At 68.3% G+C, this 24,061-nt stretch carries 10 protein-coding genes and 2 pseudogenes; 10 read left to right on the top strand and 2 right to left on the bottom strand.

The annotated features are described in order from the left end of the window. Positions 1-90 precede the first annotated feature (90 nt). Both lptF and lptG read left to right on the top strand, forming a co-directional pair. Entirely contained in the window at positions 91-1,170 is a 1,080-nt protein-coding gene (lptF, locus tag PV764_RS10715; protein ID WP_046273806.1) for an LPS export ABC transporter permease LptF, read from the top strand. After that, positions 1,167-2,276 carry an LPS export ABC transporter permease LptG gene (gene lptG, locus PV764_RS10710; protein ID WP_019182553.1) on the top strand — a complete coding sequence of 370 codons (1,110 nt, stop codon included), beginning with the start codon at positions 1,167-1,169 and terminating at the stop codon, positions 2,274-2,276. Before lptF ends, lptG begins: the two co-directional genes overlap by 4 nt. 23 nt (positions 2,277-2,299) lie before the next feature. Here the strand turns inward: lptG and PV764_RS10705 are convergent, their stop codons facing one another. After that, the gene (locus PV764_RS10705) at positions 2,300-2,809 is read right to left on the bottom strand and encodes an RDD family protein (protein WP_421116580.1); all 510 of its coding nucleotides are present in this window, start codon (positions 2,807-2,809) and stop codon (positions 2,300-2,302) included. Positions 2,810-2,868: 59 nt separating this feature from the next. Here PV764_RS10705 and xerD point away from each other — a divergent pair, with 59 nt between their 5' ends. Both xerD and PV764_RS10695 read left to right on the top strand, forming a co-directional pair. Beyond that, the gene (gene xerD / locus PV764_RS10700; RefSeq protein WP_421116579.1) at positions 2,869-3,846 is read left to right on the top strand and encodes a site-specific tyrosine recombinase XerD; all 978 of its coding nucleotides are present in this window, start codon (positions 2,869-2,871) and stop codon (positions 3,844-3,846) included. A gap of 104 nt (positions 3,847-3,950) precedes the next feature. Then, entirely contained in the window at positions 3,951-4,730 is a 780-nt protein-coding gene (locus PV764_RS10695) for a thioredoxin fold domain-containing protein (RefSeq protein ID WP_046272725.1), read from the top strand. Positions 4,731-4,820: 90 nt separating this feature from the next. Here the strand turns inward: PV764_RS10695 and PV764_RS10690 are convergent, their stop codons facing one another. Then, complete coding sequence (locus PV764_RS10690; protein ID WP_421116578.1) at positions 4,821-6,929, bottom strand: glycosyl hydrolase family 18 protein; 2,109 nt, start codon at positions 6,927-6,929, stop codon at positions 4,821-4,823. A gap of 292 nt (positions 6,930-7,221) precedes the next feature. Here PV764_RS10690 and purL point away from each other — a divergent pair, with 292 nt between their 5' ends. The 6 genes and pseudogenes from purL (at position 7,222) to gspE (ending at position 24,048) form a co-directional block, all read left to right on the top strand. Continuing rightward, the gene (gene purL, locus PV764_RS10685) at positions 7,222-11,106 is read left to right on the top strand and encodes a phosphoribosylformylglycinamidine synthase (protein ID WP_343312274.1); all 3,885 of its coding nucleotides are present in this window, start codon (positions 7,222-7,224) and stop codon (positions 11,104-11,106) included. Between the two features lie 450 nt (positions 11,107-11,556). Then, positions 11,557-17,454 (top strand): annotated as a pseudogene (locus PV764_RS10680) (ESPR-type extended signal peptide-containing protein); the annotation flags it as partial. A gap of 27 nt (positions 17,455-17,481) precedes the next feature. Then, positions 17,482-18,300, top strand: a pseudogene (locus PV764_RS10675) (cell surface protein); the annotation flags it as partial. After that, positions 18,298-20,184: a YadA family autotransporter adhesin gene (locus tag PV764_RS10670; RefSeq protein ID WP_421116662.1), complete on the top strand. Its 1,887-nt coding sequence runs from the start codon at positions 18,298-18,300 to the stop codon at positions 20,182-20,184. The pseudogene PV764_RS10675 and the gene PV764_RS10670, both read left to right, overlap by 3 nt. A gap of 157 nt (positions 20,185-20,341) precedes the next feature. Then, the gene (locus tag PV764_RS10665) at positions 20,342-22,195 is read left to right on the top strand and encodes a S8 family peptidase (RefSeq protein ID WP_026069677.1); all 1,854 of its coding nucleotides are present in this window, start codon (positions 20,342-20,344) and stop codon (positions 22,193-22,195) included. A 125-nt stretch (positions 22,196-22,320) separates the two neighbouring features. Further along, on the top strand, positions 22,321-24,048 hold the full coding sequence (gene gspE, locus PV764_RS10660; RefSeq protein ID WP_019182544.1) for a type II secretion system ATPase GspE: 1,728 nt from the start codon (positions 22,321-22,323) through the stop codon (positions 24,046-24,048). Positions 24,049-24,061: the final 13 nt, after the last annotated feature.

The raw sequence follows: 24,061 nt of genomic DNA, 5'->3' as shown, positions 1-24,061 counted from the left end.
TGGCAAATCCGTACAATCGCGAGCTGTTTACGTCCCGTCAGTAGACTGGGCAGCACCGCGAACGAATCCGAGAGTTTAAACCACCGCCCCATGTCGAAGCTCGATCGCTATCTCCTGCGTGATTTCGTCCAGAGTTTCCTGGCCACCCTGATCGTGTTGCTGGTGGTGAGCGTCGGTGGTGTCCTGGTGGACATCCTCGGCAACATCGCCGACGGCCGCCTGCCTGCCCGCCTGCTGTTCTCCCAGCTGGGCCTGCAGTTCATCGTCTATATGCCGCTGATCCTGCCGCTGGCGCTGATGCTGGGCCTGCTGCTGGCCACGGCCCGGCTGTACCGGGACTCGGAAATGGCGGTCATCACCGCCATCGGGGTCGGCCCCAAGCGCCTGCTGCGCCCGCTGCTGATGCTGGTGGTGCCCGTGGTCGGGCTGATCGCCCTGTGCTCGCTGTGGCTGGGCCCCTGGGCCGATCGCACCGGGGAGACGATGATCGACGAGGCCAACCGCAGCGTGGTCATGGCCGGCCTGGAGGCGGGCAAGTTCACCCCGCTGCCCAATGGCGGCGTGGTCTACCTCTCTTCGGTCTCCCCGGATGGCACCCAGCTGGGCAAGGTCTTCCTGCAGCGACAGAAGGAGGATCGCCTCGAAGTGATCTCCGCCGATCACGGCCGGATGTACTTCGAAGGCGCCAAGCAGCGCTACCTGGAACTGGACGATGGCCACCAGGTCGAAGGCCCGGCCAATGGCGCGCTGGACTACAAGCTGATGACCTTCGCCCGCAACGACGTGGCCATGCCCGACGGTGCCGAGACCCGCAAGGACGATGACCCCGAGCTGCTGCGCACCACCCAGCTGTTCGGCGATGAACGCCCCGAGGCCCAGGCCCAGCTGCACTCGCGCATCGCCCCGCCGCTGATCGCACTGGCCTTCGCCCTGATGACCCTGCCGCTGGCCCGCAGCTCGCCGCGCCAGCAGCGCTACGGCCGGATGATGCTGGCCTTCCTGGCCTACATGGTCGGCATGAACCTGATGTTCATCGGCACCCGCTGGATCGCCGATGGCAAGATCCCCGCCGTGGCGGGCCTGTGGTGGCTGACCCTGCCGCTGCTGGGCCTGGCCCTGTGGATGTATTTCCGCGACGGCAAACTGTCGCGCCCCCGGAGGACCGCATGAACGTGTTGCGCCCCATGCGGTTTGATCTGTACCTGGGCCGTGCCGTGTTCGGCACCGTCCTGCTGACCTGGGCGGTGCTGGTCGGCCTGGACGTGGTGATGGCCTTCTCCGGCGAGTTCAAGGACGTCGGCAAGGGCAGCTATACCCTTGGCCACGCCGCCGCCTGGGTGCTGTACACCGTGCCCCGCCGTGCCTACACCTTCTTCCCGACCGCCGCCGTGATCGGCGCGCTGATGGGGCTGGGCCAGCTGGCCGCCACCTCTGAGCTGACCGCGCTGCGTGCGCTGGGCCTGTCGCGCAAGCGGCTGAGCGTTTCGGTGGCGATCGCGTTGTCGCTGATGACCGCGGTGATGGTGTTCAGCGGCGAAACGCTGGGTCCGTGGGGCCAAAGCAAGGCCGACGACATCAAGATCAGCGCCAAGTGGGGCAGCAGCCTCAGCGCGGCCCGCTACTCGGGCGTATGGGCGCGCGAAGGCGATACCTTCCTCAACGCCCAGAGCGGCGATGAGCAGTTGCAGGCCGGCGGTGGCACGCGCCTGATCCTGCACGACGTGCGCCTGTACAAGATCGCCGACGACGGCCGCCTGGCCTCGCTCACCTATGCGACCACCGCCGAGCACGGCGCCGACGGCTGGGTCCTGAACAAAGTCCGCCGCGACACGTTCGGTGAGCGTTCGGCCACCCGCGAGACGGCCGAGTCCGAGCCGTGGGATTCACGCCTGGATGCGGCGGCGCTGGCCAGCGGCATTTCCAAGCCGCGCAATCTGACGGCGATGGATCTGCGCACCAGCATCGAGTACCGCAAGCGCAATGGGCTGGACGCGCGCGATTACGAGGATGTGTACTGGAGCCGCTGGTTCTATCCGATCAACGTGCTGGCGCTGTGCCTGGCGGCGGTGCCGTTCGCGTTCGGTTCGCTGCGCAGTGGCGGTATGGGGAAGCGCTTGTTCCTGGGCATTCTGTTCGCGCTGGGCTTCTGGTTGCTGCAGTTGTTCTTCGGGCGCATGGCAGGTGCGTTGAAGTTCGATTACCGGATTGCGTATGCGTTGCCACCGATCGTGATGATGGTGGTATCCGGGTTGTTGTTCCGACGAAAGTCGGGCTGATTTTTCTGCTCGATCGGAAGATGTCAAACGCTGGAAGGGTTGGCGCAGTGCTTCGGCAACCGCACAACCCGTGTCCCGCTGGCCCGGTCATGCCAGGTCAGCCGCTGCCGATCCACCAGCGCCCACCAGAACCCCAGCCCGGCCGCCAGCACCGACAACGTCCCCACTGCATACCGCCGCCACAACTGCCCGCGCGTCGGTACCGTGCCGTCCAACGACACCACCTGCAACCGCCACGGCCGCATTCCCAGCGTCTGCCCACCGCGGCGCCAGCTCATCGTCGCGTACAGCCCCGTCACGCCCCAGCAGCACGCCCACAACGCCCACTGCCACGCACTGAACGGCGCGATGTTTTCCCGCTCCGCGTGACCGCTCAACGTATAGACCGCCACGAACACCGCACCGAGCAGCATCCACAGCGCCAGCGCCGGGAAGAAGTCGTATAACAGTGACAACAGCCGCCACGGCAGCAACGATGCAGGGCGATCAGCAGCGGGGGACGACAGCGCGGTATCGGTCATGACCCGGAGCATACCCGGCCCGCTGCCCCCGTTCGATGGCCCACGCACGGTCTGCTCCGTATGCTGTCCGCATGTCCGACGCCACCACTCCCGCCCTGCGCCGCCAGCTCATCCAGCACCTGCCCGAGCTGCGCGATGACGACACCCTGCGCATCCAGCGCTTCCTCGACACCGCCTGGGCTGAACACGGCCTCGCGCGTGCCAGTCTGGACAGTTACCGGCGCGATCTGGAAGGTCTCGCGCGCTGGCGTGATGGCGCGGCCGGGGGGCTGGCCGGTCTCGATCGCGCTGGGCTGTTCGACTACCTGGCCTGGCGCTCCCGCCATGGCTGGTCGCCGCGCAGCAATGCCCGCCTGCTTTCCGCGCTGCGGGCCTTCTTCGCCGATGCCGTGCGCCGCGGCGAGCGCACGGACGACCCAAGCGCGCTGCTCGACCCGCCCAAGCTGCCCCGGCTGCTGCCCAAGGCGCTGGCCGAAAGCCAGATCGATGCGCTGCTGGCCACCCCCGATATCGAGACGCCGCTGGGGCTGCGCGACCGCGCCATGCTGGAGTTGATGTATGCCGCGGGCCTGCGCGTCAGCGAACTGGTCAACCTGCCGGCCAATGCGGTGAACCTGCGCCAGGGCGTGCTGCGCGTGACCGGCAAGGGCAGCAAGGAACGCCTGGTTCCGCTGGGCGAGGAGTCCCAGCACTGGCTTGAGCGTTATCTGGCCGAATCGCGGCCGCAGCTCACCGGCAAGCGCAACGTGCCGACGCCGCAGGACGGCGCCGTGCCGATGTTCCTGGAGCCCTCCCTGCATCCGCTCAGCCGCCAGCAGTTCTGGGGGCTGGTGAAAAAGTACGCGGTGCTGGCCGGGATCGACCCGGCCCGGATCAGCCCCCACGGCCTGCGCCACAGCTTTGCCACCCACCTGCTCAACCGTGGCGCCGATCTGCGCGCGCTGCAGATGCTGCTGGGCCACAGCTCGCTGTCCACCACCCAGATCTACACGCTGGTCGCCCGCGAGCACCTGCAGAAGCTGCACGCCAAACACCACCCGCGCGGCTGAGGCGGGGCCAAACCCGGCCGCGCGTCACCGTTCCACTGCGGTCCAGCTGCGTGGGCAGGCAGCTGTGCGAGAATCCAGCCTGACCTCTTACACCGGAATGCTCGATGCTCCGTGTTGCCATTGCGGCGCTCTTCGGCGCGCTCAGCCTGACTGCCTGCGCGCAGCAACCGTCCGCTCCGGCGGCCACATCCACTGCCGCCGCCCCGGCCGCCGCCGGTGATGCCGACCAGCGCGTGCGCACCGCGCTGCAGCAGCTGGACCCCAACTTCAAGCCCGATTTCATCGGCGCCGCCCCGTTCCCCGGCTTCCGCGAAGTGCTGGTCGGCGGCCAGGTGCTGTACGTTTCCGATGACGGCCGCTACCTGATGCAGTCCCAGCCGTACGACATCCAGAACAAGGCCCCGGTCAGCAGCCAGGGCCTGCTGAGCTACCGCCGCAAACTGCTCGATGGCGTGCCGCATAACGAGCGCATCGTGTTCGCCGCGCCGAATGCCAAGTACACCGTCAGCGTCTTCACCGATATCGAATGCGGCTACTGCCGCAAGCTGCACCAGGACATCGCCGAGCTCAACCGCAACGGCATCACGGTGGAGTACCTGGCGTTCCCGCGCATGGGCCTGGGCAGCCAGGACTACACCGACATGATCTCGGTCTGGTGTGCGGCCGACCGCAAGCAGGCCCTGACCGCAGCCAAGACCGGCAAGGCCGTCACCCCGAAGAACTGCACCAACCCGGTGGCCATGCAGTACAAGCTCGGCCAGCAGATGGGCGTCAACGGCACCCCGGCGATCTTCGCCGCCGATGGCACCCAGCTCGGTGGCTACCTGCCGCCGGCCCAGCTCAAGGCGGCGCTGGAACGTGTCTCTGCAGGCGGCAGCCGCTGAAACAGAACGCCCCGGCCAGGCCGGGGCGTTTTTTTTTACTCCGCGCGAGCGCCCTGTTCGATCAACGGGGCTGCGTCCGGCGCGACGGCATCACTTCAAACCGTCGCTGATCGCCTTGGTCAGGGTGCCCTGCGCATCATCGCCGCTGAACTCCCAGAAGAACGCGCCGCCCAGGCCCTGGGTTTTCACATAGCCCATCTTCTCGGTGACCATCGCCGGCGTGTCCACGCTCCAGAACGTGGTGCCGTTGGAGATCCACGTGGCCTTGGCGACGCTGTCGGTGTAGACCGGCCAGTTGAGGTTCTTGAGCACCTTCCAGTCTTCGATCCCGGCCTCGTACGTGCCCGGTGCCGCGCCGCTGGCGCTCTTATAGAGCCCGTTGTTGCCACTGGCCACGCCGGTCCAGCCGCGCCCGTAGTAGCCGATGCCCAGGTTCAATTTGCTGGCCGGCACACCGCGGCTGAGGAAGGCCTCCATCGCATCATTGCTGTTGTAGAACTTCTGGTCGCCCGTGGAAGGATCGGCCGGTGAATCGAACAGCGCCGAGTGATGGTTGGTCTGCGGATCCCACGCGCCGTGGAAGTCGTAGGTCATCACGTTGATGAAATCCAGGTACGGGTGGTAGCTGGCCGGATCGGTCACGCGGATCTTGTCCACGCCTGCGCCCACGGCGACCGTCAGCAGCAGGCCGGGCCGCACTGCGTCGAGCTGGCGGCGGAATTCGGCCAGCAGGGCGGTGAAGTTGGCATTGTCGGCCGGTGTGCCGCAGCTCAACCCGCAGGCCACCGGGTACTCCCAGTCGATGTCGATGCCATCGAACACGCCGAGTGCCGCACCCGCGCCGCCGGCACCATCGGCGACCGGCAGGTTGCCCTTGATGTAGGCATCGATGCACGAGGCCACGAACGCCTGCCGGTTGGCCGGCTGCGCTGCGCTGGAGAACCCGCGCGACCAGGTCCAGCCGCCGAGCGAGATCAGCACCTTGATGTTCGGGTGTTTGGCCTTGAGCTGCTTGAGCTGGTTCCAGTTGCCACGCAGCGGCTGGTCCCAGGTATCGCCGACGCCACTCACGCTGGCCCCGGCAGCGAAGGATTTGCCGTAATCAGCGTACGCATCGCCGCCCACGCCGGTGTTCGGGTCCGAGGCCTGGGTCACGCCCACTTCGCAGCGGTTGTTGCGCACATTGCCGAAGGCGTAGTTGATGTGGGTCAGCTTCGCTGCCGAGCCGCTGGTATCGATGTTCTTGACCTGGTAGTTGCGGCCGTAGATGCCCCATTGGGTGAAGTAGCCGATCACCCGCTTGTTGCCGCCGCCCCCGCCACCGGCGGCCGTGGTCACGCTGATCGAACTGCTCTGCGCCGACGCATTACCGGCGTTGTCACGCGCGCGCACCGTGTAGGTGTAGGCCGTGCTCGCGGTGAGGCCGCCGTCGGTGTACTGGGTGGCACTCGGCGAGCCGACCAGGCTGCCGTTGCGGTACACGTCGTAGCCGGCCACGCCGCTGCCGCCGCTGTTGTCGGTGGCGGCATTCCAGGCCAGGTTCACCGTGGTGGCGGTCCTGGAAGGTGAAGCCAGCCCACCCGGCACGCTGGGCGGCGTGGTGTCGTTGCTGGCTGCGGTGACGGTCACGCTGACCGTGGCCGAGGAGGTCACCGCATTGTTGTTGTCGGTGGCCACCGCCTTGAAGGTGTGGCTGCCCGCCGAGGCATTGCTCCAGACCACGCTGTACGGCGCGCTGGTGTCGATGCCCAGCGAGGTGCCGCCGCGGAAGAATTCCACCTTGCTGACGCTGCCGTCGGTATCGCTGGCGTTGGCGCTCACGGTGATGCTGCTGCCGGCGGTGAAGCTGGCCCCGGCGGTGGGCGAGGTCAGGCTGACGGTGGGCGGTTGGTTGCTGCCGCTGCCATCGCAGGCGCCCAGGTTGGTGTAGTAGGGCGCGCCGGCCGGGTGGTCCGGCGGTGCGTTCCAGATGTCCTGGTTGGCGCGGTACAGCACGCCTCCCTTCTGCAGGGTCTGGCCGGCCAGATAAATGGCCGCGCCGTTCCATTCGGGCGCCCCGGTACAGTTCGCGGCCTGCACCAGGGTGGGCGTGCCGGCCGCAGCGGCCAGGGCCAGGGCCAGCAGCCAGCGCCGCGGGCGCAGGGTGGGGGCTGGGGAGGTAAACGATGTCACTGCACGGCGCGCAATCGGGTCTGGCATGGTGGTCTCCGATCAGGTGGTGTGCGCATGCCGCCGGGATGGCGGCATGCGTGCAGCAGTTCCGGACGCCGGTGAGAGAGGCCGGCAACGACATGGGGGACAGACGGCACCTGGCCGTGGGCCAGGTGGTGATAACGTTGTCATGTAATCGGCGGCCAATCCGTGAACCAGTGCATGGTTCGGGTGTGAACTGGGCTGGGCACCGCCTGGGCCTGCCGAACCCCGGGGCCGGGCCGCGGCGGCCGAGTTGGGTACAATAGTGGGCCCCGTTCCCAACCACGGTTCCCCGGACATGATGGTCCTCGAGGGCGCATCCGCCCTTTCGCCGTTCCGCCGCGAACGTCTTGAATCCCGCCTGCAGTCCCTGGCCGCCGATCTGCGCATCACCGGTGCCTGGCATGTCTACTTCATCCAGACCGAGGGCGATGCGGCCCCGGACCCGGCGATCCTGAGCCGGATCCTGGAAGCCCAGCCCGCGCTGGCCGGGCGTGAGGACGGGGCGGTATCGCGCTTCGTGGTGCCGCGGTTGGGCACGCTGTCGCCGTGGTCGAGCAAGGCCACCGAGCTGGTCCGCGGTGCCGGGCAGCCGATCCGCCGGGTCGAACGTGGCCTGCGTATCGATCTGGCCGGATGGCCGGCCGACGCGGCCGCGCAGGAAGCGGTGATCCGCGCGCTGCACGACCCGATGACCCAGTCCGTGCTGGCCGAGACCGCGCAGGCGCAGGCGCTGTTCAGCGCCCCGGCCCGCGGTGAGCTGGAACGGATCGCGCTGGATGACCTGGAAGCGGCCAACACCCGCCTCGGCCTGGCGATGGCCCAGGACGAGATCGACTACCTGCGCCAGCGCTTCGGCGAACTGGGCCGCAAGCCGTCGGACGTGGAACTGATGATGTTCGCGCAGGCCAACTCCGAGCACTGCCGCCACAAGATCTTCAATGCCAGCTGGACCATCGACGGTGCCGAGCAGTCGCACTCGTTGTTCCGGATGATCAAGAACACCCACCAGCAGACCCCGCAGCACACGTTGAGCGCCTACAGCGACAACGCTGCGGTGGTCGCCGGTTTCCCGGCCGCGCGCTATCGCCCGGACCCGGCCAGCGGCCAGTACCGCAGCGAGGCTGTGGTCGATTCGGCGTTCTGCATCAAGGTGGAAACGCACAATCACCCGACCGCGATCGCCCCGTTCCCGGGTGCGGCCACCGGTGCGGGCGGCGAAATCCGCGATGAAGGCGCGACCGGCCGCGGCGGCAAGCCCAAGGCCGGCCTGACCGGCTTCTCGGTCTCGCACCTGCGCATCCCGACCCTGCCGCAGCCGTGGGAAGCGCCGCGCGCGCTGAACCCGCGCATGGCACCGGCGCTGGACATCATGCTGGACGGCCCGCTCGGCGGCGCCGCCTTCAACAACGAGTTCGGCCGCCCGAACCTGCTCGGTTACTTCCGCAGCTTTGAACTGCCCGAAGGGCAGGGCCTGACCCGCGCCTACGACAAGCCGATCATGCTGGCTGGTGGCCTGGGCGCAATCGACCAGAACCAGGTCGAGAAGCTGCGCCTGCAGCCCGGCGATGCGGTGATCGTGCTTGGCGGCCCGGCGATGCTGATCGGCCTGGGCGGTGGTGCCGCCAGCTCGGTGGCCTCCGGTGAGAGCGCCGAAGACCTCGATTTCGCCAGCGTGCAGCGCGACAACCCGGAAATGGAACGTCGCTGCCAGGAAGTGATCGACCGCTGCGTCGCCCTCGGCCTGGACAATCCGATCCGCTGGTTCCATGACGTCGGTGCCGGTGGCCTGTCCAACGCGATTCCCGAACTGCTGCACGACTCCGGCGTGGGTGGCGTGATCGATCTGGGCAAGGTGCCCGCCGATGACCCGTCGCTGTCGCCGATGCAGCTGTGGTGCAACGAATCGCAGGAACGCTATGTGCTCGGCGTGCCGCAGGCGCGTCTGGCCGAGTTCGCCGCGCTGTGCGCGCGTGAACGTTGCCCGTTCGCCGCCGTTGGCGTCGCGACCGCGGAGGAGCGTCTGGTCGTGGCCTATGGCGCGACCGTGGGCAACATTCCGGCCGATGCCCCGATCGACCTGCCGATGGACGTGCTGTTCGGCAAGGCGCCGAAGATGCACCGCGACACCGTGCACCCGCCGGCGCCGCGCTGGCCGGCGCTGAAGACGGCCGGCCTGGACCTGCATGAAGCGGGCCTGCGCGTGCTGGCCCATCCTTCGGTCGCCTCGAAGAACTTCCTGGTCACCATCGGTGACCGCAGCGTCGGTGGCCTGACCGCACGCGAGCAGATGATTGGTCCGTGGCAGCTGCCGCTGGCCAACGTCGCCATCACCCTGGCCGGCTTCGATACCGTCGCCGGTGAAGCGATGGCGATCGGCGAGCGCACCCCGCTGGCCCTGCTGGACGCGGCCGCCTCGGCGCGCATGGCGGTGGGTGAAGCGATCACCAACCTGTGCGCGGCCCCGGTCGACGCGCTGGAAACGGTCAAGCTGTCGGCCAACTGGATGGCTGCGGCCGGTCATCACGGTGAAGACGCGCTGCTGTACGACGCGGTGCGTGCGGTCGGCATGGAGCTGTGCCCGCAGCTGGACCTGAGCATTCCGGTCGGCAAGGACTCGTTGTCCATGCAGGCGCAGTGGCAGGCCGATGGCCAGGCACACAAGTCGGTCTCGCCGGTCTCGCTGGTGATCTCGGCGTTCGCGCCGGTCGCCGATGCCACCGGCCAGCTGACCCCGCTGCTGGACCGTGACGCCGACAGCGAGCTGTGGCTGATCGGCCTGGGCGCCGGCAAGCAGCGCTTGGGCGGCTCGATCCTGGCCCAGGTGCACGCCGACCATTCCGCGCTGCCGGCCTTCGCCGGTGCGGTGCCGGACCTGGACGATGCGCAGCGCCTGCGTGCCTTCTTCGAACTGATCCGTGATGCACGCCAGGCCGGCCTGCTGCTGGCCTACCACGACCGCAGCGATGGCGGCGCGTTCGCCGCGTTGTGCGAAATGGCCTTTGCCTCGCGCCTGGGCCTGGACATCACCCTGGATGCCTGGGGCGATGATCCGTTCCGCAGCCTGTTCAATGAAGAACTGGGTGCGGTGGTGCAGATCGCCAAGGAAGACCGCGCGGCCTTCGCTGATCTGGTCGAGCGTCACGCACTGACCGAATGCGCCCAGCGCATCGCGCGTCCGACCACCGCGCCGGTGGTACGCGTCTCGCTGCAGGGCGAAAGCCTGGTCGAGTGGCGCTGGGAAGCGCTGTTCGATGCGTGGTGGTCGGTCACCCATGCCATGCAGAAGCTGCGCGACAACCCGGACAACGCCGACCAGGAGCGTGCCGTCGCGCGCAACTTCAACGCGCCGGGCCTGAAGCCGAAGCTGACCTTCGATCTCAACGAAGACGTGGCGATGCCCTTCATCAACACCGGTGCGCGCCCGCGCGTGGCGGTGCTGCGCGAGCAGGGTGTCAACGGCCAGATCGAAATGGCGAACGTCTTCGAACGTGCCGGCTTCAGTTCGTTCGATGTGCATATGAGCGACCTGATCGAAGGCCGTGTCGCGCTGTCCGATTTCACCGGCCTGGTGGCCTGTGGCGGTTTCAGCTACGGCGACGTGCTCGGTGCCGGCCGCGGCTGGGCCACCTCGGTGCTGGAGCGCAGCGCGCTGCGCGATGCCTTCGCGGCGTTCTTCGCCCGCGAAGACAGCTTCGCGCTGGGTGTGTGCAACGGCTGCCAGATGATGAGCCAGCTCAAGGACATCATCCCCGGTGCCGAGCACTGGCCGCAGTTCCGCCGCAACCGCAGCGAGCAGTTCGAAGCGCGCACTGCGCTGCTGGAAGTGGTGGAATCGCCGTCGATCCTGCTGCGCGGCATGGCCGGCTCGCGCCTGCCGGTCGCGGTGGCGCATGGTGAGGGCCAGGCGGTATTCGCCAATGCGGTCGATCAGGCGGCGGCGCGCGTGTCGCTGCGTTACATCGATGGCGACGGCAACGTAGCCACCCAGTACCCGCTGAATCCGAACGGCTCGCCCGACGGCATCACCGGCCTGACCACCACCGATGGCCGCACTACGATCATGATGCCGCACCCGGAACGCACCCCGCGTGCGATCAACCACAGCTGGCATCCGGACGAGTGGAACGGCGATTCGCCGTGGCTGCGGATGTTCCGCAACGCAAGAGTATGGTGCGGCTGATACTGCGCATCGCCTCCCAGTCGAGGCAGTGAAAACCGCGTGAAGAAACCGCCGGCTTGCCCGGCGGTTTTCTTTTGTACGCCCGACAACATGATCGGCAGCAATGAGTTACATCGCGTTACAACGTGAAATGACGTTATCGCCGTTACTCACATGCATCTAACAAAATCCTTCAATAACGCGTGGTTTTTGTGACGCACTTCGCGGTCATATGAATTTCAATGTCAAAGTCTTGACGTTGTTCAAACTGTACGTTAACACTGCATCCTCATTTCGACAGCGTTCAGTTCCACAGTAACCGCATGGATGGCGTGCACGCTGTAGGTATCTGCCAGCCATTGCGCACAACGCAGTAAATCAAGCGAAAAAACGCCCCCAGGGGACGTTGGACCACGCGGTCCGGCGTTGGCGTCGCTTTGCCTAAAACCAGCCTAATCAGGAGCCGCATCGATGAATCGGATTTATCGCAAGGTCTGGAACAAAGCACTGGGGCAGATGGTCGTCGCCTCGGAATTGGCCAGCAGCCAGTCCTCGGGTGTCGTCATCGATCAGCGCCGAACCTCTGGCGGACGCAACACCGCACTGCTCTGCGCCGCCATCGCGTTGACGCTGGGAGTGGGCATGGCAGGCGGCGCGCAGACAGCGCGTGCGCAGTCGGTGGAGGTGGGTGGGAACGCGAACTGCGTGGTTCTGAACAGCACGGTCATCGACAGCTGTGTCGTTGATGGCAATGCCACCGCCTCGGGCAGCAATGCGGTGGCGATCGGCAGCAACAGCACGGCCTCCGGGGCGAACAGCGTGGCGCTAGGCGCCGGCTCGAAGACCAACCGCGCCAACACGGTATCGGTGGGTGATGCGGGCAAGGAACGGCAGGTTACCAACGTGGCCGCCGGCACCGCCGCCACGGATGCGGTGAACAGGGCGCAGCTGGACAAGGTTGCGGTGGCAGCCGAAGGCGCGACCCGCTATTTCAAGGCCGACGGTGACGGCAACGATGCCGACGCGGCGAAGATCGATGGCGAAGGTGCACTGGCCGCAGGGGCGAGCGCCAACGCGGACGGTGACGGCGCAACGGCGCTGGGCCACAGCAGCCAGGCCATCGGCAATGCGACCACCGCAGTGGGCAGCGAAGCACTCGCGGTCGGCCTCGGGGCGAGCTCGTTCGGCCAGGGCAGCCTGGCCTTCGGTGATGCGAGCATCGCGCTCGGCCAGAGCGCCGCGGCGTTCGGTCTGGGCGATGTCGCGCTCGGTGCATCGGCAGTGGCGGCCAGTGAAAACGGCGCGGCCACCGCGATTGGCGGTCTTGCCGAAGCCAGCGCCGATGGCGCGACCGCGATTGGTGGCGGCGCACTGGCTATCGGCCCGGGCAGCACCTCGCTGGGCCGCGGTGCGGCCAGTGCCGGCGAAGCGTCGGTGGCGGTCGGTGCGTTCAGCGTTGCGGTCGCCGATTTCAGTGCGACGCTGGGTGCGAATTCCGCTGCGGTTGCGGTAGGCAGCGTGGCGCTCGGCGCCGGCTCGTACGCCGATCGCGTCGACACGGTGTCGGTCGGCAATGCGCAGAACGGGCTGCGCCGCCAGATCACCAATCTCGCCGACGGCACCGATGACAGCGATGCGGTGAACAAGGCGCAGCTCGATGCCGTCGGCGGCGTCGCCGCCAACACGGACAAGTACTTCCAGGCCACCGGCAGCAGCGACAGCGATGCCGGTGCCTTCGCGGCAGGCGACAACGCTACGGCGATCGGTGAAGCATCCAACGCGCTGGCCGACGGTGCGACCGCGCTCGGCAGCGGCGCCACGGTGACCGCGCAGAACGCGACGGCGGTCGGTTACAACGCCAGCGCCACCGGCCAGAACAGTGCGGCCTTCGGCACCAATGCGCAGGCCAACGGCCCGGGCAGCGTGGCGGTCGGCGGTGCTGCGGTGGATGCCGATGGCAATCCGCTGATCACCAATGGCGGCGTACCGGTTGATACCGGCGCGACCAGCGCCGGCGTGGGCGGCACGGCGGTCGGTGCAAGTGCGGAAGCCTCCGGGTTTGCCGCGTCGTCCTACGGCGTCGGCGCGTACGCAGCCGGTGCACAGGCGTCGGCCTTCGGCGCGGTGGCCAACGCCACCGGTGACTATTCCACTGCGGTCGGTACGCAGAGCGTGGCGACCGGCAACAGCAGCACGGCCATCGGTGGTCCGGCGGATCTGCTGCCGGGGCTGGGCTTCTTCGTACAGACCCAGGCCAGCGGCGAAGCCGCCACGGCCGTCGGCGCAGGTGCGATCGCCAGCGGCGATTACGCCGTGGCCAACGGCACCCTGAGCGAAGCCTCGGGCACTGAAGCCACCGCCGTGGGCTACTTCGCCTATGCCCCGGGTGAGGGCGCCACTGCACTCGGCGCGGAGACCTGGGCCAGCGGTGAGCTGAGCACGGCGGTCGGTTTCTACAGCACCGCGCGCGGTGCCAACAGTGTCGCGCTCGGCGCCAACTCCACTGCCACCCGTGACAACACCGTCTCTGTCGGCGACGTTGGCAATGAGCGGCAGATCACCCATGTCGCGGCCGGTACCGAAGCGACCGATGCGGTCAACAAGGCACAGCTCGATGCCGTCGCGACGTCGGCCTCGGCCACATCGGCGCAGTTCAAGGCGAACGGTGCGGCCGGCGGTGCGGTCGGAGCTTACGCGCAGGGTGAGGATGCGCTGGCGGCTGGTGAGGCCAGCAACGCATTGGGGGCCGGTGCAACGGCAGTGGGTGGCGGCGCGGCCGCCGTTGGCGATGACACCGTCGCGCTGGGCCGCAACAGCAGCGCCACCGGCAACGGCAGCGTCGCCATCGGTGGGCTGGGCCAGGCCTATGACGAATACAACCAGCCGCTGGTCGATGAACAGGGCAATGCGATCCTGATCGGTGCGACCGCGGCGCCGGACAGCGTGGCGGTCGGTGCCGGTGCACAGGCTACCGGCACCACCAGCAACGCCTTCGGCAGCGGCGCGCAGGCCACCGGCAGCAACAGCCTGGCCAGCGGCTACAAGGCGCGCGCGACCGGCGACTACAGCGTGGCGCAGGGCGACAACGCCTTCGCCAGTGGCGAAGAAACCACGGCCACCGGTGCCTATGCATGGGCTACTGCCGATGGCGCCACCGCCTTCGGTTCCAGTGCATGGGCGACCGAAGCCAACGCGACCGCAGTCGGCCAGTCGGCCTGGGCCAGCGGCACCGGATCGACCTCGATCGGCTACAACAGCTGGGCGCGCGGCAGCAGTTCCACCGCGCTCGGCCGTGGTGCCTTCGGCTACGGCGACAACAGCGTCGCCGTCGGCTTCCAGGCCCTGGGCAACAGCATCAACACCATCGCCATCGGCACCAATGTGGTGGCCGGCGGTGAAAGCGCGATCGGTATCGGCGCCGGCAGCAATGCCAGTGCGTCCAACAGCGTGGCGCTCGGCGCGGGTGCGGTCGCTGATCGTGCCTACACCGTCTCGGTCGGCAACGATGGCCGGCAGCGCCAGATCACCCAGGTCGCCGCCGGTACCGAAGGCAGTGATGCGGTCAATCTCGATCAGCTGAGCGCAGCCACCGATCAGTTCCAGGCCAGCGGTGACGGTGTTGCCGTCGCCGGTGGCGAGGAGAGTGTGGCCGCCGGTGCAAACGCGGCGACCGATGGCGATTACGCCACCGCAGTCGGTTCGAGCAGCTTCGCAGCCGGCACCGGTGCAGCGGCGATCGGCAGCGGCGCGTTTGCCCTGGCGGACAACGCCAGTGCCGTCGGCTTCAACGCCGTCGCCAGCGGTGCCAACGCAAGCGCAACCGGTGCCAACGCACAGGCGACCGCCGAATACGCAACAGCCAGCGGTGCCGAAAGCTTGGCCTCGGGTGAGCAGAGCACTGCGACCGGTGCGGCCAGCGTCGCCTCCGGCGCCGGCAGCCTGGCCGGTGGCGCGCTGTCCGACGCGGCCGGTGAAGAGTCCGTGGCGTTGGGCTACTTCAGCACTGCCAGTGGCGACGGCGCGACCGCGGTAGGTGCCGAAAGCGTGGTCAGTGGCACGTTATCGGCCGGTTATGGCTTCGCCTCCGAAGCCACCGCCAACTACACCACCGCGATCGGCGGGTATGCCGTGGCCTCGGCTTTCAACGCCACCGCGCTGGGCAGCTTCGCGCAGGCGACCGGCTCCAACAGCGTGGCCCTCGGTGGTGATGCCGAAGCGTCCGGTGCGTACAGCACCGCCACCGGCCAGGGCAGCCTGGCCAGTGGCATCAACAGTGTGGCCGTCGGTGGTGCGCTGTTCGGCCTGCTGCCTACCGAAGCGTCGGGCAATTACTCCACGGCTGTCGGTGGTGGAGCATGGTCGCCCGGCGTGAACAGCACCGCGCTCGGCAACGCAGCAACCTCCACCGGGGCCAACAGCGTTGCGCTGGGCGCGGACTCGATCGCCGACCGCGATGACAGCGTCTCCGTCGGCAGTGCCGACGCGCAGCGCCAGATCACCCACGTCGCCGCCGGTACCGACGGCACCGATGCGGTGAACGTGAACCAGTTGAATGCGGTGGCCGATGCGGCCGCCACCACCAGCAAGTACTTCCAGGCCAGTGGCAGTGCCGACAGCGATGCCGGTGCCTACGTGGAAGGTGACAACGCGCTGGCGGCAGGGGAGGCCGCCAATGCCATCGGCAACGGCGCCACCGCGCTGGGCAGTGGCAGCACCGTGATCGCCAATGAATCCACCGCCCTGGGCTTCAACGCCACGGTCACCGGGGACAATGCCGTGGCGATCGGCAGCAACGCCAGCAGCAGTGCTGCCGGGGCAGTCGCCATCGGCGATCTGAGCGCGGCATCCGGTGCAGCCTCCGTCGCCATCGGCGGGGGTTCTTTGTCGCAGGGCTTCGGTGCAGTCGCGATCGGCGCTGGCTCGGAGGCGGCAGGTCTGGCCGCGACGGCGGTCGGGTACGGTGCGTGGGCGCTGGGCCGCGAGTCCACCGCGATCGGCAACTTCGCCACCGCCGACGGCTGGCAGGCCAGCGCGTTCGGCGCCAATGCCAGCGCCGCCTTCTTCGGCACCGCGCTGGGCAGCAATGCGCAGGCGGGCGAGGTCGCCACGGCGGTCGGCCAGGGCACGCGTGCGGACATCGCCGGCGCCGCCTTCGGCGTGCAGGCCAACGCGGGCCAGTATGGTGTGGCGGTCGGCAACAACGCCGCCACCGCCGAGGACGGCGTGGCCGTAGGCTTCAACGCGTTGGCCGGTGCGGATGCAGGCAGCGTCACCCAGGGCATCCAGACCACGGCCATCGGCAGCGAAGCCTGGGCAACCGAAGACGGTGCCACCGTGGTGGGCTACAACAGCTACGCGCAGGCGCTGAACTCCACCGTGGTCGGCAGCAACACGTGGACCACCAAGGACGCCGACAACAGCGTCGCGCTCGGTGCCGGTTCGCTGGCCGACCGTGCCAATGCCGTGTCGGTCGGCGCCGCAGAAGCCTGGACAGACGCCGCAGGCGTGGTGCATGCGGCCATCGACCGGCAGATCACCAATGTGGGTGCCGGTACCGAAGACACCGATGCGGTCAACGTTGCGCAGTTGAAGGAGGTGGCGGCCACCGCCGAAGCCACCAGCAAGTACTTCCAGGCCAGCGGCAGCGACGACAGCGACGCCGGTGCCTACGTGGAAGGCGACAATGCGCTGGCTGCCGGTGAGGCCGCCAACGCCATCGGCAACGGCGCCAGCGCACTCGGCAGCGGCGCCACCGCCATCGCGGACAACGCCACGGCCGTCGGTTTCAATGCCCTGGCCAGCGCTGACGGCGCCGCGGCCCTGGGCAGTGACGCCCAGGCGACCGGCGAAGACAGCGTGGCGATCGGCAACGGCGCCAGTGCCAGCGAGATCGGTGCGAGCGCCACCGGCGCCGGCGCGCAGGCCGGCGGTGCATACGCCACAGCGACCGGCAGCCAGTCCACGGCGGCGGGCCAGCAGGCCACCGCCAATGGCTTCCGCGCCAATGCCTCCGAAGCCGGTGCATCGGCCTTCGGCAGTTACAGCGAAGCGACCGGCCAGCTGTCGTCCGCGCTGGGCTACGGGGCGGTCGCCTCCAACGCCTACGCCGTGGCGGTGGGTGCGGCCTCGACGGCCTCCGGCGCTGGTGCGGTGGCGGTGGGTGAGTACTCCGAAGCCACCGGCGATGAAAGCGTGGCGATCGGTGGCACGACCTTCTTCGGTCTGCTGCCGTCGCGCGCATCGGGTACCGGTGCCTCGGCCTTCGGTGCGGGCGCGTGGGCAACCGATGATTACGCCACGGCGATCGGCTGGAACTCGTGGGCCGATGCGGGCAATGCCACGGCACTGGGTGCCAGTGCCAGCGCGGAAGGCGTGAACAGTGTTGCGCTCGGCGCCGGTTCCACCGCGGATCGCGACAACTCGGTCTCGGTCGGCACCGCCACCGCGCAGCGGCAGATCACCAACGTTGCCGCTGGTACGGAAGGCACCGACGCGGTGAACGTCGATCAGCTCAGTGCGGTCGCCGATGTGGCCGAAACCACCAGCCGGTTCTTCCAGGCCTCGGGCAGCGGCAACGGCGATGACGTCGGCAGCTTCGTCGACGGGGCGTATGCCACTGCGGCGGGTGAGGCGGCCAATGCGTTCGGTACCGGGGCCTCGGCCTACGGCAGCGGCGCGCTGGCGTCGGGGCGCCACGCCTCTGCGTCGGGCTTCAACGCCTCGGCCACGGCCGACTCGGCGACCGCCATCGGTGGTGCGTTGTATTACGAAGATGAGAACGGCAACGTGTTGCTCGACAAGGCCACCAGCGCCAGCGCCGTCGGTGCCACCGCGCTCGGTGCGGGGGCGCAGGCCGACGGAAGCTTCAGCACTGCGACCGGTGCCGGTGCCACGGCGGCCGGGCTGCAGTCCTCGGCCTTCGGCTACAGCGCCGAAGCCGGCAGTGACTACAGCACCGCCGTCGGTACGTTCAGCGCGGCCAGCGGCGCGCGCACCACGGCGTTGGGCTACGGGGCCGAAGCCAGTGGCGATTACGCCTCCGCACTGGGCTGGGGCAGCGCCGCCTCGGGCAGCTACGCCAATGCGATCGGCTACGCATCACAGGCCAGCGGCGACAACAGTGTGGCTGCCGGTTCCAACGCCTGGGCAACCGCGGCACGCACCACGGCGGTCGGGCAGCTGGCCTGGGCGACCTCGCAGGGGTCCACCGCCATCGGCCAGGACAGCTATGCCTACAGCGGCATCAATGCCACCGCACTGGGCACCAGTTCGTCGGCCAGTGGTGCCGGCAGCGTCGCGCTCGGCGCCGGTGCCCGCACCAGCGAAGCCAACGTGGTCTCGGTCGGTGGCGGTAACGGCACCACCGGCCCGGCGACGCGGCGCATCACCAATGTCGGAGATGCGGTCAATGCCAGTGACGCGGTGACCAAGTCGCAGCTGGATTCGGTCGCTGCCACGGCCGATGCGGTCGGCAAGCACTTCCAGGCCAGCGGCAGCGGCGTGGCCACGGCCAGTGGCAGTGATGCGCTTGCCGCCGGTTCCGGTGCCACCGCCAGTGCCACCCGCAGCAGCGCGCTGGGTACCGCGGCGGTCGCCTCGGCCACTGGCGCCACCGCGGTCGGTGCCGATGCCTCGGCACGCGGTGCCAACAGTACGGTGCTCGGTCGCCAGGCCTCCACCAATGCCACCAACGGCGTGGCGATCGGCAACGGGGCGTTCGCCAGCAACGGGGCCAACAGCATCGCGATCGGGTCGGCGGCAGGCGTCTCCGGTGCCAACGCGGTGGCCTTGGGCGCCGGCTCGCGCGCGGTCGAAGCCAATGTGGTCTCGGTCGGTGGCGGCAACGGCACCGATGGCCCGGCCACGCGCCGCATCGTCAACGTGGGTGCTGGTCGCATCGCGGCGGGCAGCACCGATGCGGTGACCGGCGGCCAGCTCAACACCACCAACCAGCGCGTGGGTGCGGTGGAAACCCAGGTCGGTGACATCGACACCCGGATCGGCTCGGTCGAGAACGTCACCGCCAATGCGCTGACCTACGACGACAGCAGCCGCGACACGCTCACCCTCTCGGGTCTGCAGGGCACCACGCTGGACAACGTCGGCAGCGGTTCGATCGCGTCCGGCAGCCGCCAGGCGATCAACGGTGGGCAGTTGTTCCAGTCGCTCACCGATGTCGCCACCTTCCTCGGCGGCGGGGCCAGCGTCGGCATGCAGGGCGTGTTCGTTGCGCCGAACTATGTGATCCAGGGCGCGACGTACAGCAACGTAGGTGATGCACTGGGTGCGCTGGACCGCAAGGTCAGCGACCTCGATCAGCGTGTTGCCGGTGGCAGTAGTGGCAGTGCACGTGCACGGACTGCCTCGCTGGCGACTGCCAGCGTCGCAGCGGACACCAGCGCTGTGCAGGAGGCCAGCGTCATCAGCGCTGCCAGCGAAACCGCCGTCGCCAACGTGCAGGGTGCGCCGACCGCTGCAAGTGTCGGCAGCAGTCAGCCGATCAACGCGCCGGCCGCCGCACCTTCCCCCGTCAACGCGGTGGCGATGGGTGACGGTGCCGTGGCCAGCGGGGCCTCGGCCACGGCCATCGGCCAGGGTGCGACCGCCTCGGCGGCCAACTCGGTGGCGCTGGGCCAGGGCTCGGTCGCCGATCGTGCCGACACCGTCTCGGTCGGCAGCGTCGGCAACGAGCGACAGGTCGCCAACGTCGCGGCCGGTACGCAGGCCACCGATGCGGTCAACAAAGGCCAGCTGGATGGCGGCATCGCGACCGCCAACAGCTACACCGACCAGCGCTTCACCTCGATGGCCGACAGCTTCGACATCTACAAGGGCGAGATCGACCAGCGCCTGCGTCACCAGGACCGCCGCATCGATCGCCAGGGCGCGATGAGCGCGGCGATGCTCAACATGGCCACCAGCGCCGCCGGCGTGCGCACCCAGAACCGCGTCGGTGTCGGCGTCGGTTTCCAGGGCGGCGAATCGGCCCTGTCGCTGGGCTACCAGCGTGCGCTCAGCGAGCGCGCCACGGTGACCCTGGGCGGTGCCTTCAGCAGTGATGACAGCTCGGTCGGCGTGGGTGCCGGCTTTGGCTGGTAAGCCGTGTCAACGCGGGGCCGTGCGCGGCCCCGCCGCTACGCAATGCAAGGCCTGAGGGGGCGGGTCACGGGAACCCTGGCCAGGGCCGGCCAGGGAGCTCGCATGGAGTGTTGGCCTGAACAGTCGTTTGATCCATGACCTTGAAGAGGACGTCAACGTGACCAGTAAGCAGAACCTTCGCATCAATGTGCTGGCAGCCGCCGTGCTGTCGTTGTCCGCAGGCGCCAGCGCCTATGCCGCGGGCCTGCCGGCCAAGGAGCCGGTGCGCCAGCCGGCTGCCGCCCAGGGCGCAGAGCGCATCATCGTCAAGTACCGCCCCGGCAGTGCCGCGGCCACGGATCGTTCGGCCAAGCTGACGGCCGTGCAGTCGGCGGTCGCCCGCGCCAGTGTCGGTGGCTCCGCCGCCGGGCGTGCCAGCGCGGTGAACCCGCAGATCGTGCGCAAGCTCGGTGTCGGTGCCGATCTGATCCGCCTGCAGGGCCGTCTGAGCCCGGCCGAACTGCAGAAGGTGCTGGCCGAGATCAAGGCCGATCCGTCCGTGCAGTACGCAGAAGTGGACGTGAAGCTGCAGCGCACCGATGTGCGCCCGCGCGACGCGACCCCGCAGCTGGTGCCGAACGATCCGTACTACGCGCAGTACCAGTGGCATCTGAACAGCGCTACCGGCGGCATCAATGCGCCGGCCGCGTGGGACATCGCCCAGGGCGAAGGCGTGGTGGTGGCGGTGCTCGATACCGGCATCCTGCCGCAGCATCCGGACTTCTCCGGCAATCTGCTGGAAGGCTACGACTTCATCAGCGACGCGGAAACCTCCCGCCGCGCCACCGATGACCGCGTGCCCGGCGCGCTGGATTACGGTGACTGGGTGGAGAACGACAACGAATGCTATGCCGGCTCGCTGGCCGATGACAGTTCCTGGCACGGCACCCACGTGGCAGGAACCATCGCCGAGTCCACCAACAATGGCGTCGGCATGGCAGGCGTCGCGTACAAGGCCCGCGTGCTGCCGGTGCGCGTGCTCGGCAAGTGCGGCGGCTACCTCTCCGACATCGCCGATGCGATCACCTGGGCCTCCGGCGGCACCGTAGCCGGCGTCCCGGCCAATGCCAACCCGGCCGAGGTCATCAACATGAGCCTGGGCGGTGGTGGCGCATGCGATGCGCTCTACCAGGATGCCATCAACGGTGCGGTATCGCGGGGCACCACCGTGGTGGTCGCCGCCGGCAACTCGGCCTCCAACGCGGCCAACTTCCGGCCGGCCAGCTGCGCCAACGTGGTGGCGGTCGGCGCCACCCGCATCACCGGCGGCATCGCCTACTACTCCAACTTCGGCCCGGTCGTGGATCTGTCCGGCCCGGGCGGTGGCGGCAGCGTGGACGGCAACCCGGGCGGTTACGTGTGGCAGTCCGGCTACAACGGCTTGACCACGCCGACCTCCGGTGCCTACAGCTACATGGGCATGGCCGGTACCTCGATGGCCTCTCCGCACGTTGCGGCGGTGGCGGCGCTGGTGCAGGGCGCGGTCGCCGCGGCCGGCAAGGATCCGCTCACCCCGGCCGCACTGGAAGCACTGCTCAAGCAGACCGCGCGGGCGTTCCCGGTGACCATCCCGACCGCCACCCCGATCGGCACCGGCATCGTCGATGCCAAGGCGGCCCTGGACAAGGCGCTGGAAGAAGAGTGCACCGAGAACTGCGGTCCGGTGGCGACCCCGCTGACCAACAAGGTCGCCGTGGGCGGCCTGAGCGGCGCCGGTGGCAGCGAAGTGCTTTACAGCTTCGAGGCGCAGGCCGGCAAGGTACTGAGCCTGCTCACCTACGGCGGCAGCGGCAACGTCTCGGTGTATGTGAGCCAGGGCAAGGAGCCCACCGCGACCGCGTTCGATGCCAAGTCCACCCGGCCGGGCAACAGTGAAACCGTGCGCTTCACCGCACCGGTGGCCGGAACGTATTACATCAAGGTGGTGGGCGAGTCCGCGTTCAGCGGCGTGAGCATTCTCGCCAACCAGTAATACGGGTAAAACGCCACGGGAGTCCGTCATGTGACGGGCTCCCGTTTTTGCATCTGGACGGTGTGGAATCCCGCGTACGATCGCGGTGAACTGCTAAAGTCGCAGCGGTTGCCAGGAGAAGCTTCTTGAACGCGGTTGCCCAGGACCCCACTGCAGAATCCACCGCTGAATCCCGCATCGTCGGGGTATTGCTGGAGAAAGGTCGGCTCAAGGACAGCGATCTGGCCCGCGCGCGTCCGCTGCACCGTGAATCCGGTGGCAGCCTGCTCGGCCTGCTGGTCCGCCTGGGGCTGGTATCAGAGCGCGACCATGCACAGACCTGCGCCGAGGTTCTCGGGCTGCCGCTGCTCGACGCCAAGGCCGTGCCGGAATCGCCGCCCGAAGCGCTGCTGGACGGGCTGCCGCTGACGGTGCGATTCCTCAAGCAGTTTCATGTCTGCCCCCTCGCATTGCAGGACGACGCGCTGGATCTGTGGCTGTCCGACCCACAGGACCCGTATGCGGCCGACGCCGTGCAGCTGGCGATGGCGCTGCCGGTCCGCCTGCATGTCGGCCTGCGCTCGGAAATCGATGATCTGATCGAGCGCTGGTTCGGCCAGGGCCGCAGCGCGATGGGCGCGATCATCGAAACCGCGGACGGTGAAGGTGCGGCGGTCGACGACATCGAACACCTGCGCGACCTGGCGTCCGAAGCGCCGGTGATCCGGCTGGTCAACCTCGTGATCCAGCGGGCAGTGGAACTGCGCGCCTCCGATATTCATATCGAACCGTTCGAGAATCGCCTGAAGGTGCGCTACCGCGTAGACGGCGTGCTGATCGAAGGGGAAAGCCCGCCGGTGAATCTCACCGCTGCGGTGATCAGCCGCATCAAGATCATGGCGCGGCTCAACATCGCCGAACGTCGCCTGCCGCAGGACGGCCGCATCATGCTGCGCGTGCAGGGCAAGGAACTGGACCTGCGCGTGAGCAGCGTACCGACCGCGCACGGCGAAAGCGTGGTAATGCGTCTGCTCGACCGCGACACCGTTGTGTTCGATTTCCATCGGTTGGGGTTCACCGAGGCGTTCCTGCCGCAGTTCCGCAAGGTGCTGGAACAGCCACACGGCATCCTGCTGGTCACCGGCCCGACCGGTTCGGGCAAGACCACCACGCTGTACACCGCGCTGAGCCAGCTCAATACCGCCGACGTCAAGATCATCACCGTCGAAGATCCGGTGGAGTACCAGATCGAAGGCATCAACCAGATCCAGGCCAAGCCGCAGATCGGGCTGGATTTCGCCAATGCGCTGCGCAGCATCGTGCGCCAGGACCCGGACATCATCATGATCGGTGAAATGCGCGACCTGGAAACCGCGCGCATCGCGATCCAGTCCGCGCTCACCGGCCACCTGGTGCTGTCCACGCTGCACACCAACAACGCCGCTGGCGGCATCACCCGCCTGCTCGACATGGGCGTGGAAGATTATCTGCTCACCTCCACCATCAACGGCATCCTGGCCCAGCGCCTGGTGCGCAGGCTGGAGCCCCAGCACGCCCAGCGCTATCGCGCATCGCCCGAAGAGATCGAGAAATTCGGCCTGCGCCGGCTGCAGCCAGAGGGCGAGATTTTCCTGTATCGCGCGCAGCCCTCGGCGATCGCACCGACCGGATACCTGGGTCGGACCACCATCGTGGAATTCCTGGTGATGAACGATGCGCTGCGCAGTGCGGTGATGCGTCGGGCCGGGATGGGCGAGATCGAGCAGATCGCGCGTGCCGCGGGCATGCGCACCATGTACGAAGACGGGCTGTCCAAAGCCCTGCAGGGCCACACCACGCTGGAAGAAGTGCTGCGCGTGACGGAGGATGCCTGATGCGTGCCGGCGG

Origin of the sequence: Stenotrophomonas sp. AS1 (genome assembly GCF_048957655.1) — a bacterium.
GTDB lineage: Bacteria > Pseudomonadota > Gammaproteobacteria > Xanthomonadales > Xanthomonadaceae > Stenotrophomonas > Stenotrophomonas bentonitica_A.
This window is presented reverse-complemented; position numbering and strand designations above follow the sequence as displayed.